15 protein-coding genes are annotated in these 13,744 nt (G+C 32.7%); 5 read left to right on the top strand and 10 right to left on the bottom strand.

The genetic code is table 11. From position 1 onward, the window contains the following. Nucleotides 1-101: 101 nt before the first annotated feature. Entirely contained in the window at nucleotides 102-1,373 is a 1,272-nt protein-coding gene (locus ABD940_RS11135) for a Y-family DNA polymerase (protein ID WP_345203647.1), read from the top strand. A gap of 77 nt (nucleotides 1,374-1,450) precedes the next feature. On the opposite strand, the gene ABD940_RS11140 is transcribed toward ABD940_RS11135, so the two are convergent. The 6 genes from ABD940_RS11140 to ABD940_RS11165 form a co-directional block, all read right to left on the bottom strand. Continuing rightward, complete coding sequence (locus tag ABD940_RS11140) at nucleotides 1,451-2,593, bottom strand: serine hydrolase domain-containing protein (RefSeq protein ID WP_345203649.1); 1,143 nt, start codon at nucleotides 2,591-2,593, stop codon at nucleotides 1,451-1,453. A gap of 102 nt (nucleotides 2,594-2,695) precedes the next feature. Then, nucleotides 2,696-2,911: a hypothetical protein gene (locus ABD940_RS11145; RefSeq protein ID WP_345203651.1), complete on the bottom strand. Its 216-nt coding sequence runs from the start codon at nucleotides 2,909-2,911 to the stop codon at nucleotides 2,696-2,698. A 35-nt stretch (nucleotides 2,912-2,946) separates the two neighbouring features. Then, complete coding sequence (locus tag ABD940_RS11150) at nucleotides 2,947-3,519, bottom strand: DUF6705 family protein (RefSeq protein WP_345203653.1); 573 nt, start codon at nucleotides 3,517-3,519, stop codon at nucleotides 2,947-2,949. Further along, nucleotides 3,519-4,196 (bottom strand): DUF6705 family protein, encoded by a 678-nt coding sequence (locus ABD940_RS11155; protein ID WP_345203655.1) that lies wholly within the window; start codon nucleotides 4,194-4,196, stop codon nucleotides 3,519-3,521. The genes ABD940_RS11150 and ABD940_RS11155 overlap by 1 nt, the downstream gene beginning before the upstream one ends. Next, nucleotides 4,127-4,714 (bottom strand): DUF6705 family protein, encoded by a 588-nt coding sequence (locus ABD940_RS11160; protein WP_345203657.1) that lies wholly within the window; start codon nucleotides 4,712-4,714, stop codon nucleotides 4,127-4,129. Before ABD940_RS11160 ends, ABD940_RS11155 begins: the two co-directional genes overlap by 70 nt. A 25-nt stretch (nucleotides 4,715-4,739) precedes the next feature. Then, nucleotides 4,740-6,335, bottom strand: a complete 1,596-nt coding sequence (locus ABD940_RS11165) for a hypothetical protein (RefSeq protein ID WP_345203660.1) — start codon at nucleotides 6,333-6,335, stop codon at nucleotides 4,740-4,742. A gap of 182 nt (nucleotides 6,336-6,517) precedes the next feature. Here ABD940_RS11165 and ABD940_RS11170 point away from each other — a divergent pair, with 182 nt between their 5' ends. Both ABD940_RS11170 and ABD940_RS11175 read left to right on the top strand, forming a co-directional pair. Then, nucleotides 6,518-6,895 carry a helix-turn-helix domain-containing protein gene (locus ABD940_RS11170; RefSeq protein ID WP_345203662.1) on the top strand — a complete coding sequence of 126 codons (378 nt, stop codon included), beginning with the start codon at nucleotides 6,518-6,520 and terminating at the stop codon, nucleotides 6,893-6,895. Nucleotides 6,896-7,110: 215 nt separating this feature from the next. Continuing rightward, a complete protein-coding gene (locus tag ABD940_RS11175; protein ID WP_345203664.1) occupies nucleotides 7,111-7,857 on the top strand; it encodes a DUF6261 family protein in 747 nt (248 codons plus the stop codon). Nucleotides 7,858-7,893: 36 nt separating this feature from the next. On the opposite strand, the gene ABD940_RS11180 is transcribed toward ABD940_RS11175, so the two are convergent. From ABD940_RS11180 to ABD940_RS11190, 3 genes are all read right to left on the bottom strand, one after another. Continuing rightward, nucleotides 7,894-9,435 (bottom strand): glycine--tRNA ligase, encoded by a 1,542-nt coding sequence (locus ABD940_RS11180; protein WP_345203667.1) that lies wholly within the window; start codon nucleotides 9,433-9,435, stop codon nucleotides 7,894-7,896. 80 nt (nucleotides 9,436-9,515) lie between these two features. Then, on the bottom strand, nucleotides 9,516-10,106 hold the full coding sequence (locus ABD940_RS11185; RefSeq protein ID WP_345203669.1) for a hypothetical protein: 591 nt from the start codon (nucleotides 10,104-10,106) through the stop codon (nucleotides 9,516-9,518). After that, entirely contained in the window at nucleotides 10,090-10,587 is a 498-nt protein-coding gene (locus tag ABD940_RS11190; RefSeq protein WP_345203670.1) for an RNA polymerase sigma factor, read from the bottom strand. Before ABD940_RS11190 ends, ABD940_RS11185 begins: the two co-directional genes overlap by 17 nt. A 124-nt stretch (nucleotides 10,588-10,711) precedes the next feature. On the opposite strand from ABD940_RS11190, the gene ABD940_RS11195 reads away from it, so the two are divergent. Continuing rightward, nucleotides 10,712-11,407: a pseudouridine synthase gene (locus tag ABD940_RS11195; protein ID WP_345203672.1), complete on the top strand. Its 696-nt coding sequence runs from the start codon at nucleotides 10,712-10,714 to the stop codon at nucleotides 11,405-11,407. A gap of 220 nt (nucleotides 11,408-11,627) precedes the next feature. Beyond that, nucleotides 11,628-12,665 carry a quinone-dependent dihydroorotate dehydrogenase gene (locus ABD940_RS11200; RefSeq protein WP_345203675.1) on the top strand — a complete coding sequence of 346 codons (1,038 nt, stop codon included), beginning with the start codon at nucleotides 11,628-11,630 and terminating at the stop codon, nucleotides 12,663-12,665. Nucleotides 12,666-12,849: 184 nt separating this feature from the next. On the opposite strand, the gene ABD940_RS11205 is transcribed toward ABD940_RS11200, so the two are convergent. Continuing rightward, nucleotides 12,850-13,737 carry a hypothetical protein gene (locus ABD940_RS11205; RefSeq protein WP_345203677.1) on the bottom strand — a complete coding sequence of 296 codons (888 nt, stop codon included), beginning with the start codon at nucleotides 13,735-13,737 and terminating at the stop codon, nucleotides 12,850-12,852. Nucleotides 13,738-13,744 lie beyond the last annotated feature (7 nt).

Genomic DNA, 13,744 nt, shown 5'->3' on the forward strand with positions numbered 1-13,744 from the left:
CTTAAAATCAATCGTTTATATTTAATGTTAAAATTGACATTTAACATAACTATCCGCTATAAAAGTTATAATTTTGTGTATCAAAATGTCCCGTTTTAATCATGTATGCTTTAGTAGATTGCAATAATTTTTTTGTTTCCTGTGAGAGAACGCTCGATCCGGAACTTGAAAACAAACCCGTTGTAGTGCTTTCCAACAACGACGGATGTGTTGTGTCACGAAGTAAAGAAGCGAAAGATTTAGGAATTCCGATGGCGGCTCCGGCTTTTAAATATAAAGAGCTTTTTAAAGAACATGATGTAAAATGCTTCTCTGCAAAATTTGAATTATATAATTTTAAAAGTCAGCAAGTTATTCGTATTGCCAGTTCTTACGTTTTAGAGTTTGAGACATACAGTATCGATGAATTGTTTTTGAATCTTACTGGTTTTAAATACATTAATATGTATGACTATTGTCTTGAAATTAAAAATAAAATTAAAGACAATGCAAATATTCCTGTAAGTATAGGAATTGCATCCACAAAAACGCTTTGTAAAGTTGCCAACAGAATTGTGAAAGAATTTCCTGAAAAGTTTAATGGGGTTTATATTTTAGACACTCCCGAAAAAATCGAAAAAGCTTTAAAATGGTTAAATATTGGCGATGTTTGGGGAATCGGACGAAAACTTGCTGTAACAATGCAGGATAACGGAGTTTTTAAAGCATGGGATTTATTGCAAAAACCTGAAATGTGGGTTCGAAAAGTTATGGGAATTCATGGGATAAGAATGATCAATGAGTTGAAGGGAATCCGTCAATTGGAACTGGACTCTCCTTCTCCCAAAAAATCAATCGCAGTAACGAGAAGTTTCATGGAAATGCTGACTGAAAAAGAAGATGTTCGCGAACGTGTGGAAACTTTCGGAATGTATTGTTCCGAAAGGCTGAGAAAACAGAATACATGCTGTAAAATGGTAACGGTTTTTGTACAGACCAACCGATTCAGAAAGGATTTGCCTGAATATAGAAAGGCGATAACTCAAATTCTTCCAAATCCTACAAATTCATCAATTTTAATTGGCAGAGTTGTGAACGAATTGTTTGAAACCATTTTCAAAGAAGGTTTTCATTATAAAAAAGCGGGAGTCATTGTGAATGATTTTGTTCCCGAAGATCAGCGATTGATCAATCTGTTTGAGAAAGATGCTCAAAATCAACATTTACCGGTAATGAAGGCAATGGATGCAATGAATAAAAAGTTTGGAAAAGATAAAGTACGTCTCGGAAGTATGAGCGGAGAAAATACCTTCGGACGAAAACAATTATCCCCCGAATATGAAGCATTCTTAAAAAATAATATACTTCCAGAAGCCAATTTCAGGTTCCACTAAGATTTTAGTTTAATAAAAATCTATTTCCTCTCATATTTCTAATTCCATGTTTTTTCCGATTTTAAAAAGTTTAAAAATCAATTATTTCCTGAGAAAAACTTAACCGTCTCATTAACCAGGAATTTTATCTGATCTGGTCTTCCTCTGTCATTTTTAGGGAGATTATTATAGCTTCCGGTTCTTACAATAACCATATTATGTTCAGGAACCATGATGATATATTGTCCTTGCAAACCTAAAAAATAATAATGCTTAATGGGATTGTCGTTATTGATCCAGAATCCCATTCCGTAAATTTCTTTAGATTTTTCTGTAGGATTTCTCATTTGATTAATGAAATCATGACCTAAAATTTGTTTGTCGCCTACTTTCCCGTTATCTAAAAATAACTGTCCTAATTTTGCAAAATCTCTTGCATTGGAATGAATGCAGCAATATGTTTTTTCCATTCCGCTTTCGTCGGTGCTCCATTCTGCGTTTTGCTCCATTCCAAGCGGAATCCAGAATTTTTCGGATAAATAACTTGCTAAAGATTGCCCTATAGCTTTTTTCACTGCAAAACCCAACAATTGTGTTGAGCCACTTTGATATTCAAATCTTTCGCCCGGATTTTCTTTAAATTTCCTTGAAAAAGTAGCTTTAATCAAACTTCTTCCGTAGTACGCTTTAGCATTGGGCAGAAAAGGATTTTTGTAATTTTCGTCCCAATCCAGTCCGGATTCCATTTGAGCTAAATTTTTTAAAGTTAAGCTTCCTGCAAATCCTTTATTTTTAAATTCCTGAAAATAATCTGAAAATTTATCATCAATACTGTTGATTTTACCTTCTTCCAAAGCTTTTCCCAAAAGCATTACAGTAACAGCTTTTGCCATTGAAAAAGAATTGGTCTTTGATAATTGATTATAACCGTTCCAATATTGTTCGTGAAGTAATTTTCCATCTTTTATCACAATAAAAGAAGCTGTTTCAGAATGAATTAAATCTTCAACTATGTTTTTCGGTAGTTCAGATTTGTTGTATTCGGGTGCTTCTTCCCAGAGTTTTGGTGATTCTGTATGGATGAGATTACTAGAGAAAAACTTTCCGTCATCAATATTAGCACTGGTTTTTCCCTTTAAATAGGTCTTTGAAATTCCGCTAAAAATATAACTGTATCCAAAAACATAAAAAAGTAATGCAGCGATGATGATAAATGTCACAAAATAAATAAGAATTGTCATAACGATCGATCTTGAAACAAATTTAAAATAAATTTGAAAACAAATTAAAAAAGAATCCGTCTCACAAATAGTGAAAACTGATTCTTGACCTTGCAATAATTTTTATTGTTTTGTAGTATATAGTGTTATTTCATTTTCCTCAAAATTAGCTTTATAAGTTCCTATGTAAGGAGTTAATTCATTATTTGCATCTTTTAGGTAAGCCCCATTAGGAATGGTTGAAAAGGCTGTATTAAGGGATAAATTTTGAGCCTTACAAGACATTAAAGTCATAATTAACATTAATGTCAGAAATATTTTTGATTGCATTCTACTCATATTATCATTTGAAAAAGCCTCCGAAGAGGCTTATATTATTGCTTTGTGAAAATTACATCTTTCTCTGTCGGTATATTAACTGTAAGATCTGTATCTTTTGGACAGCCTCCCCAAATACCACATATCCCATTATAGCTCCATATAAAATGATTAGAATCTATCATTTTTAAATTAATACTTCCAGAACCGACTCCACAATTTGCTCCGGAGTAATAAAATGATGCTGATTTTAGACCCTTATTGTATGTATTAGAAATTATTTTATAAACATCTAAATTTTTTGAAAAATAGTCTTCAATTATGTTTCCTTTCTTATCCATAATTACATGTTGTATGATAAGAGCATCTTTAAAGTACTTTCTTTCATTTTTTCCAAATCCTTCTTTGAAAACCTTTTTTGGTACTTTTATAATTCTAAGCATTATTAATTTATCATCATAATTAGCTTTCCAATTACTTATGAAAGGTTTAAAATCATTATCTAAATCTTTAAGATAATCATCTGCTTGTATACTATCTGAATTTGTTTTATTTAATGGTAGCATTCTTTGCTGTGCTCTGCAAAAAAATACATTCAAAATTCCTAAAAGCAGTAATATTCTTTTCATTATTGCTTTGTGAAAATTAAATCTTTTGTCTCAGGCAAATAAATGGTAGTATCTAAAGTTGGAGGACATTTAGCTGCTGTTGTAGTAATATCATCAGGACGATATTCCCAAGAAATTTGTGTAGAGTTGATTTTTTTTAAGAAAACATCACCCCAACCTACGCTACAGTTTGTTCCACTATATATTAAATGTACAGCATTTTTAGCAGGTCTTATTTTTGTACTATATAATTTGATGTCATATAAATTATTATTTTGGGTATCTTGTAAAATAACTCCTGCAGAATTTTTCACAATATATTTTACCATTAAAACATCGACATAATAGCTTTTTTGACCGGTATTTTCTAATTTATTTTCCTGTTTAGTAATGAATAATGTAATTTCATTGCCATTAAAAATGGTTTTGTAAATTCCCACGTAAGGATTTAATTCACTATTCGTATCTTTTATATATGCACCATTAGGAATGCTTAAAAAAGGAGTACTAAGTGGTAAATTTTGAGCCTTACAAGACATTAAGTTTAAAATCATCATTAATGTCAGAAATATTTTTGATTGCATTCTAATCATATTATCATTTGAAAAAGCCTCCGAAAAGGCTAATTTTATTGCTTTGTAAAAATTAGATCTTTTGTTTCTGGAATGTAAATAGTTGTATCCAAAGTTGGAGGACATTTAGCTGCTGTTGTAACGATATCATTTGGTTTGTATTCCCATGAGAGTTGAGTAGCATTAATTTTTTTTAGATTAATATTTCCAAAGCCTACGCTACAATTAGTTCCACTGTAGATTAATTCTGCCTTAGTCCCATTCTCAGAAACCCATAAGCTATAAATAGCATGTGATAGATCATCTTGCTGTAATGTCATATTTTTAGTATCTTGTAGAATGGCTCCAGAAGAATTTTTTACAATATACTTTATTGATATCACATCTCTATAAATTTGTTGATCTCCGTAATTAAAAAATCTATCATTTTCTCTCGTAATATAAAGAGTGGTTTGATTTCCATTGTATGTTGAAACATATGTTCCTACAAAAGATTGGAGTTCATTATTAGTATCTTTTATATGAGACATATTTGGGATATTATCCAAAGAGGTCAATAATGGATAAACTTGCTGAGCTTTACAAGACATTAAATTTATAATTAATGCTAATGATATCAATATTTTTGATTGCGTTTTATTCATATTATTTCTATTTAAAATTTATTAATTATGGACAAGGTGTTCCGATAGGTATACCATTACTATCTAAAGTTACATTATTTACAATACCGTTTTCTATTCGTTGTAAATTTACTTTTCCATTCAAATTCATATTCTTCAATGTCTCAAAAAATAATTTTTCCAGTCCTTTTTCATTCAAGTCTCCTGCGTTATTTTTAATATATGTGTTTCCATTTAGTGAGGTGTTAGTTAATTCTCTTACTTTGATAAGGTATTTATTTTCAAACTGTTTCATTTGTGCAGCTGTAAAATTATAATTACCTCCTATTCCTAAATCTGATGCTGCACCAGTGTATTGAATGACATAATGCAAAAATTGCTTATTACTAGGTGGGCAATTACACCATTCTGCAGCAATCATTCCAAAATAGGCATCGCTTACATTATTTTGTGCAGCAGCAAATCCCAAAAGAGTATCGCCAATATCTTGTGGTGAAAACATATGTGTGCCTTGCGCAGTATGATTATGATAACCTCCAATAGCATCTGTAACATCATTATATATCACCTTATGTGCAGAATTTATATCTGCAGGAGCTATTGTTCCGTCTTTCTTTTCTTTAAAGCCAATCTCTCCTGTATTTATATTACTAAGGGTTTGTAAGGCTTGCGCTTTTACATCTGTTATTCCCTGCTGTACATTGGGTCTGGTCAGCATATTCTTTGTTTTCTCGCAGGGATCATCAATATCTATACCTGTATCATCATGTTCAATGCATTGCTGAGAAATCCTGTAAAACGTAGATCCACTCAACGTACACGGATCTTTCGGAGGTTGTGGTCCGGGAGCTCCTCCTCCGCCATCTCCTCCTCCCGATGTATTGGGAATAGGAAAAGAAGCATCACCATCCGGAACACTGATTACCAGATCATAACATATATTCACATGGCACTTTGCCATACAATTATCGCATTTTCCTTCTCCATGATGAGAACATTGCCAATAGACGCCACAGGATTGGAGCCATATCATCTTTCCATTCTGCTGAGCGGTAGCCGTGGAAGTTGTTAAATTTTTTATTCGTATTCTTCCATATTCATTATTATACTTTTTACCGACAAAAAGATCTTTCGGGATATTGGTGAAATCTTCATTCCCGAAAGTTTTATTATCCATATACATAAAAGTATAAAACATCTGCTCCCGAAAATCCTTATCTATTTTTTCACTGTAGACAATGTTTTCTAATAGTTTATTGTCATAATCTTTCACTCCGATTATCGAATTTTCATCATCCAGTGTGGCAAAAAGTACAGAACTCATCGTTTCATTATCATCTGAAAGGGGGATCATCAATCCCGTTGAAGTTTCTGTGTCTACTACCTGCATTTTGTCCCAGACCGGCATTCCTTTCTGGTCGGGCATGGTAGACAGGAAATCTTTTTCACGGTTGTAAGCTTCCAGAATACTCACATAATCTACGCCTGATTTTGCAGTAACAGAAGTTGCGTATTTAAAGAAATTGGTATTGTTTCTTTGAGGTTCAGCTTCGCCTTTGGCAAAGTCTTCATTGTGGCAGGACCATAGTAAGGTCAGCAAGACTGTCAGTATAGACAGCCACGAAATCATTTTTTTCGTCATGGTCATTTTGTTTTTTTAAGTTAACAATTATAGTCGTTTTATATATAGATGCATTTTTTTCTCTTTTGGTTGGAAAGGATGTAAAAAAAATTTCGATCTATATATGAACAGGGACAAAACTAAAATAAAATTTCTTTCCATATCATCGATATTTTGTTATTTTTGATCTAAATATCGATATTATGAGCATAGGTACTAAAGTAAAAAGATTCAGAGAAGCAAAAGGGATTTCCCAAGACGATCTGGCGTTACGCCTAGATGTTGCACAGAGCACCATTTCCAGTATAGAATCTGATAAAAATATTCCCAATTCTTTATTATTAAGTAATATTGCAAAGGAACTGGATATAAATATGAATGATCTATTTGATGATGAACGAACCATTAATAATGTTTATGATAACAATGATAAAGTTGCGATAGGCTTTGGTAACAATAATACATTTACTGTAGGTGGGTTGTCTGAAAAATTAGTTGAATTATATGAAGAGAGAGTAAAAGAATTAAAAGAACAAGTACAGGAACTTAAAGAAGAAATAAAAATTTTAAAAAATAAATAGAACCTGTTCAGGATAACATCATCTCAGGTTGAGATATTGCTATCCCCAATAAGTTCTCACCGTCTCAAGCTGAGAAAGTCTAAACCTAAAAGAAGGGATCTTGTCTCACAGTGAGAAACCTTCAACCGAAACACATTCTGCTTGTCTCATCTGGAGAAACTTTCAAACCAACTTGGTTTGCACAAATATTAAATACAAACGTTAAAAAATTATTTATGGAAAAACACAAATTAGTTTCCCTACACCTCATTCGTCTGCATCATGCAGAGTTCGGGCAGTTTATCGTCCGTTTCTTCGAAGATTTTTCCCGGACTTCTTTAGATGCCAATACAGATGCAGATTTTAAAAGAATGTTTGATGCTCTACAAACTCAGATTCCAAACTACAACAGTGCATTAGATCAGGTACGAGCCAGCGAAGAATCTGCAAAAATTGCAGAGGCAGATAAGGCAAGAGATATAGATGTACAAGCTCTTAAGGATTCTGTAAAACCTTATAGAAATGCAAAAGTACAAACCGAAAAAGATGCTTATATTTCTATTAAGATATTGCTGGATCAGTATAAAGGGGTAGAAGATACATCTTATGAAGAAGAAACCAATAAGCTGAATTTGTTGGTTGCCAAACTTCAATCTCCTGAGTATAGTTCTCATGTAGCCACATTGGGGATTGTAAAATTTGTGAATCATTTATCAGATTCCAATATCGCTTTTAATGATCTGTTTTCGCATCGTTCTTATCAGGTTTCACAAAAGCAGACCTATGATGTGAAAGCATTACGAAAAATCTTAACAGACGATTACAGCCAAATGGCTAATTATATAGCAATGCTTGCTAATATAAAATCGGATGTTTTCTATAAAGATGTTTTAGCGGTTATTAATAACGGAAGAAAATATTTTTCGGATCTTCTGGCGAGGAGAAACGGAAATTCTTCACCTAAAACAGAAAGCAATAATTGATAAAAATAAAAGCCCTGATTTCTCAAGGCTTTTAATTTATATTTTAGAAAGTAAATTTCTGAAGTTCGTTTTCTCATCAATAATTCGTCTCAGTTCAGAAACCGGAACTCTTTCTTGCTCCATTGTGTCTCTGTCTCGGATTGTCACGGTGTGATCTGTCAATGAATCGTGATCGATGGTGATACAGTAAGGAGTACCAATTGCATCCTGTCTTCTGTAACGTTTTCCGATCGCATCTTTTTCTTCGTAGAATAGGTTAAAATCGTATTTCAAATCATTGAAAATCTGTTCCGCATATTCTGACAAACCATCTTTTTTCATTAATGGAAGAATAGCCGCTTTAATTGGCGCTAAAGCCGGAGGTAAAGATAAAACTGTTCTTTCTGAACCATCTTCCAATACTTCGTCTCTTAAGCAATGAGAGAAAATAGAAAGGAATAATCTGTCTAAACCTACAGAAGTTTCCACAACATAAGGAACATAGTTTTCGTTTCTTTCAGGATCGAAGAACTGAAGTTTTCTTCCTGAGAATTCTTCGTGCGCTTTTAAATCGAAATCCGTTCTTGAGTGAATACCTTCCAATTCTTTAAATCCGAATGGGAAATTAAATTCAATATCAGCAGCAGCATTGGCGTAGTGAGCCAGTTTCTCATGATCATGGAATCTGTAATTGTCGTTTCCTAGACCTAAAGCTAAATGCCAGTTAAGACGTTTTTGCTTCCACTGTTCGTAGAATTCAAGTTCTGTTCCCGGAGCGACGAAGAACTGCATTTCCATTTGTTCGAATTCACGCATTCTGAAAATAAACTGTCTCGCAACAATCTCATTTCTAAATGCTTTTCCGATTTGAGCGATACCGAAAGGAAGTCTGTGACGTGAAGTTTTCTGTACGTTTAAGAAATTCACAAAAATACCTTGAGCCGTTTCAGGTCTTAAATAAAGATCCATCGCAGAATCTGCAGAAGCACCTAATTTAGTTCCGAACATTAGGTTGAATTGTCTTACTTCCGTCCAGTTTTTAGAACCAGTATCCGGATCAGCAATTTCCAATTCTTCAATTAAAGATTTTACATCAGCCAAATCTTCATTTTCAAGAGATTTTGCTAATCTTGAAAGAATCGCTTCTCTTTTTGCTCTGTATTCTAATACTTTTGGATTCGTTGCAACAAACTGATCTTTATCGAAAGACTCACCGAATCTTTTTGCCGCTTTTTCGATTTCCTTATTTTCTTTATCTTCAATTTTAGCACAATAATCTTCCACCAAAACGTCTGCTCTGAAACGTTTTTTAGAATCCTTATTGTCAATTAATGGATCGTTGAAAGCGTCTACGTGTCCTGAAGCTTTCCATGTTGTTGGATGCATCAAAATCGCCGAATCTATACCTACAATATTTTCGTTAAGCTGTACCATCGCTTTCCACCAATATTGTTTGATATTATTTTTTAGTTCGGCACCGTTTTGTCCATAATCATAAACAGCGGATAAACCATCGTAGATCTCACTCGAAGGGAAAATAAAACCATATTCTTTAGCGTGAGAAATCACTTTCTTGAAAACATCTTCTTGCTTTGCCATAATTTTTTTACGTCTGAAGTGCAAAAATACAGATTTTACAACAAATTTTTGGTATTCATTTATTTAATCCATTGAGAGAATTACTCTTCAAAGCTTTTTTCCAGTTTTTCTAATGAACTGATAACGACTGATATTTTTTCTTTTTGTTTTTTAATTTGTCTTGGTCTGATGAAAAACCAGCTGACAGCAAACCATATAAAGGTAAGCCCGTAAGTTAATACAGCACCAAACCAACTCATTTTCGAAGCAAATTCATAAAAATAAAAAACAAAACCTATTGAAATTATAAGATAATATATGCCGATTCCTTTGGTTTGCATATATACCTGTTGTTGCTGTAGTTTTTTCAGTGAAGCAAGATATTCCTGAATGTTGATTGAAGGATTAATTTTACGAATCACATTGAAATTTTGCGAAAATAAACCGATATAAAGCCCTAAAGCAACAAGAAGCAGAATAATTCCCAGACGAGTTGTAAACATTTTAAAGTCTATGGTATTCCAAATGATTATCATCACAATTGCTGTAACTGTAAGGCTTAGTAATCGGCGAATGGTAATAAGCAGTTCCTTTTTTCTGTATTGATCTGCTTTGCTTTTTATCTCATCGATGTTGGGAACTTCCGTTTTTTTACTGTTCCAGATTTCCTGAAAATTATAATTGGTTTCCATACTTTGTAAATTTCTCGGTTAATTTTTCTTTGATTCTGTGTACTTTGACTCTCACATTGGCGGGAGAGATTCCCACAACTTCGGCAATGTCTTTCTGTTTCATTTCTTCCAATTCCAGAGAAATGATGATCCTTTCAAGCTCGGGCAATTCTGAAATACATTGATACAGAAAATCGGTCATCTTTTCCTGTTCGAGCTTATTTTCTTTTTCTGAAATATCTTTGATTTGATAGGGAAGTTCATTTTTAGGCATTCTTTTTTCGACATGAATCTGTCTCAGGCAAATATTGGTGGCGATTCTGTAAATCCAGGTTCCAATGTTCGCTTCCTGACGAAATTTGGGCAACTGCTGAAAAACAGCGACAAAAGTTTCCTGACACAGATCTTTTGCCATTTCATCGTCATTTACATAACCCATGCAGAGTCGAAAAATCTTCTTCCAATAAGTATGATAAATTTCGTCGAAGTTTAAATTATGCATTGATCCTTTTTAGAATTTAGAGAACATACAACTGAAAATGTTACAATAATTAGTGAAGATAGAGAATCTTTTTATTGTCATTGTAATCTGAGCTATATCGTTCGAAAATTTCTACTTTTGTCCCATGTTAGAAATTCTTTATCAAGACGAACATCTTATTGCGATCAATAAGCCAAGCGGATTATTGGTTCATAAATCTTTTTATGCAGGAGAAGCAGATACTTATGCTATTCAGGAATTGAAAAAGCAGATTGGACAAAAGGTTTATCCGGTGCACCGTCTTGATAGAAAAACTTCGGGAGTTTTATTGTTCACTTTGGATAAAGAAACTTTGAGAATGATGAGCGAACAGTTTGCATCACGAGAAGTTGAAAAGAGATATATAGCTATTCTTCGTGGTTGGGCAAAGGAAGAAGAAACCATCGACTATGATTTGATTAATGAGAACGAAGTTACACAAAATGCAATCACTTATTATCGTCGTTTACAGACTTCGGAAATAGATTTGCCTTTTTTAAAACATCCAACCTCAAGATATTGTTTAGTAGAAGCAATTCCTGAAACGGGAAGATTTCATCAGTTGAGAAAACATTTTAAACATATTTTACATCCGATTTTAGGTTGTCGTAAACACGGTTGCAATAAGCAGAATAAATTGTGGCTGGAAACTTTTGCGATCAATAAAATGACACTTCACGCCCATCAATTGATTTTTAATCATCCTATTTCTAACGAAAGAATTACGGTAAATGCCATTATAGATGATGAATTCAAAAGAGTAGGGGATATTTTGAAGCTGGATTTGAGTGCATATTTATAGTCTTTTATATTTTCTATTACCATAAAGTTGTCATCCTGGAAGGATTTAAGCGTAGTATTAGAAATCATATAAAATATTTTAGGCGTGAGATTCCTACGGAATTCAAATGTTATGCTTATATGCAAATATAGACAATGTTAATAATACATTTTCTCATAAAATATCATACATTAACGAAACATTAATTTTAAAATGAGTATTTTTGTAAAACTTTTTTTCAATGTACAAATCGCTCATTCGTCCGATTCTTTTTAAATTTGATCCCGAAGAAGTTCATCATTTTACTTTTTCGATGCTTAAAAATTTCGGATTTCTTACAAAATTATTTTTTCCAAAACCTGTTGAAGACAAACGTCTGGAAAGAGAAGTTTTCGGATTAAAATTTAAAAATCCTGTAGGATTGGCTGCCGGTTTCGATAAAAATGCGGTGTTGTTTAATGAATTAGGAGATTTAGGTTTCGGATTTGTGGAAATCGGAACCGTAACTCCAAGAGCTCAAGCGGGAAATCCTAAGAAAAGACTTTTCCGATTGATAGAAGATGGCGGAATCATCAACAGAATGGGTTTCAACAACGAAGGTCTTCAAGCTGCCATTGAAAAACTGAAAGGCAATAAAGGAAAAATCATCATCGGTGGAAACATCGGAAAAAATACAGACACAAGTCCCGAAAATTATACACAGGATTATTTGGATTGTTTCGAAGGTCTTCATCCTCACGTAGATTATTTCGTACTGAATGTAAGCTGTCCAAATGTAGGAAGTCACGCCAAATTGGAAGATGTAGAATATTTACGTGAATTAATTACAGAAGTTAAAAAAATCAATCAGTCAAAATCTGTACAAAAACCAATTTTATTGAAAATTGCTCCAGATTTGAATAACCAGCAATTGGACGAAATTATTGATTTGATTGCAGAAACAAAAATCGACGGTATCGTAGTTTCAAATACTTCCGTGAACAGAGAAGGTTTGAAAACTTCACCTGAAGTTTTGGCAGAAATCGGAAACGGTGGATTAAGCGGAAAACCGATTCGTGAGAGAAGTACAAAAATGATCAAATATCTTTCTGATAAAAGTAATCGAGCTTTCCCAATCATCGGAGTTGGTGGAATTCATTCTGCAAAAGATGCCGTTGAAAAGCTGGATGCAGGAGCGACTTTGATTCAGTTGTACACAGGTTTTATCTACGAAGGTCCAGAATTGATTAATGATATCAATAAGGAAATTTTAAAAAGAGCAAGTCGTTTACCAAGATAATTTTCACAAATGAATATTATAATTTTAGTTCTTTTAACAATCTTTCTTATCCCATTGTTAAAATTTTTATTTCCGGTGACTAAAGAAATGAAAATCGGAACGGAAGATTTTTATCCTAATCTTTTCAGAAAAATATTCAGAAAAAAATAAAATTAAAAGAGAGTTCAATGAGCTCTCTTTTTTGTTATCTGGATTTTGTAACAGAAGCATTTTTTATATCAACAGTCAGAATATAAGCCGGCGAACTTGATGTTTTTTTAATATTAAATTTAATAACTTTTGATTCTTTTGCTCTTGTTGAGGTTGTATCATAAATATTTTCAATACAGCTTTCGATCATGAAATCGTCATAATTTTTAAAATTCCAGTCGTTGGTAAAATAAAGAACTCTGTATCCTTTTTCGCCGTCACTTGCGCCGCACATTCCACAGAAATTGAAATTAGAAACTTCTTCAAAGTATAATAAAACACGATTTCCGGATTTATCAGAAGTATAAGAAATCAATTTGTTTCCGCCAATAGGATTAATAAAATCATAAGTATTAATTTTTTTGTTGTTTGGCAAAATAAGATAATTATTGAAACGATAAATCCTGCTGTCTTTGGTATATAATTTTGAAGAATAATTTTTATCTCCTATAACGATATTCCCCACAACTTCTTTTGTTTTTGAATAATCTCCCTTAAAAATTAAAGTTTCTTTTGGCTTTAAGGGTGTCATGAGACTATCAATCTTTTCTAATGATTGAAGGCTTGTAATTTTTTTATGTAATATTTTTGAGTTTTTATCTTGTTGATTGCCAAAATTATAAAGATGTAAATTCGCCAAATCATAAATTCCTATCAACGGAATTTTCTTTTTGTATTTATCATAATAATACCAACCTTTTACAAAATGCTGATATTGATTACAATCGATAATTCCATCAAAACTCAATTGTATTGTTATTGGATTTCCAGCAATTTCTCCTTTGAAAAGCTGTGATGAATCCGTTACTTTCTTTAGTTCAACTTTCTGACAGAGAAAATAGGTGAAACTTAAAGAAAATAATAAAAGAAAGATTTTTTTCATGGTTTAG

The organism is Chryseobacterium ginsengisoli, from assembly GCF_039542325.1.
GTDB classification, from domain to species: domain Bacteria; phylum Bacteroidota; class Bacteroidia; order Flavobacteriales; family Weeksellaceae; genus Chryseobacterium; species Chryseobacterium ginsengisoli.

Coding starts and splice junctions, on each gene's coding strand:
- ABD940_RS11135 (WP_345203647.1), top strand. CDS start 102: ATGTATGCTTTAGTAGATTGCAATAATTTTTTTGTTTCCTGTGAGAGA.
- ABD940_RS11175 (WP_345203664.1), top strand. CDS start 7,111: ATGGAAAAACACAAATTAGTTTCCCTACACCTCATTCGTCTGCATCAT.
- ABD940_RS11190 (WP_345203670.1), bottom strand. CDS start 10,587: ATGCATAATTTAAACTTCGACGAAATTTATCATACTTATTGGAAGAAG.
- ABD940_RS11185 (WP_345203669.1), bottom strand. CDS start 10,106: ATGGAAACCAATTATAATTTTCAGGAAATCTGGAACAGTAAAAAAACG.
- ABD940_RS11200 (WP_345203675.1), top strand. CDS start 11,628: ATGTACAAATCGCTCATTCGTCCGATTCTTTTTAAATTTGATCCCGAA.
- ABD940_RS11165 (WP_345203660.1), bottom strand. CDS start 6,335: ATGACGAAAAAAATGATTTCGTGGCTGTCTATACTGACAGTCTTGCTG.
- ABD940_RS11150 (WP_345203653.1), bottom strand. CDS start 3,519: ATGAAAAGAATATTACTGCTTTTAGGAATTTTGAATGTATTTTTTTGC.
- ABD940_RS11155 (WP_345203655.1), bottom strand. CDS start 4,196: ATGTCCTCCAACTTTGGATACAACTATTTACATTCCAGAAACAAAAGA.
- ABD940_RS11205 (WP_345203677.1), bottom strand. CDS start 13,737: ATGAAAAAAATCTTTCTTTTATTATTTTCTTTAAGTTTCACCTATTTT.
- ABD940_RS11145 (WP_345203651.1), bottom strand. CDS start 2,911: ATGAGTAGAATGCAATCAAAAATATTTCTGACATTAATGTTAATTATG.
- ABD940_RS11160 (WP_345203657.1), bottom strand. CDS start 4,714: ATGAATAAAACGCAATCAAAAATATTGATATCATTAGCATTAATTATA.
- ABD940_RS11195 (WP_345203672.1), top strand. CDS start 10,712: ATGTTAGAAATTCTTTATCAAGACGAACATCTTATTGCGATCAATAAG.
- ABD940_RS11180 (WP_345203667.1), bottom strand. CDS start 9,435: ATGGCAAAGCAAGAAGATGTTTTCAAGAAAGTGATTTCTCACGCTAAA.
- ABD940_RS11170 (WP_345203662.1), top strand. CDS start 6,518: ATGAGCATAGGTACTAAAGTAAAAAGATTCAGAGAAGCAAAAGGGATT.
- ABD940_RS11140 (WP_345203649.1), bottom strand. CDS start 2,593: ATGACAATTCTTATTTATTTTGTGACATTTATCATCATCGCTGCATTA.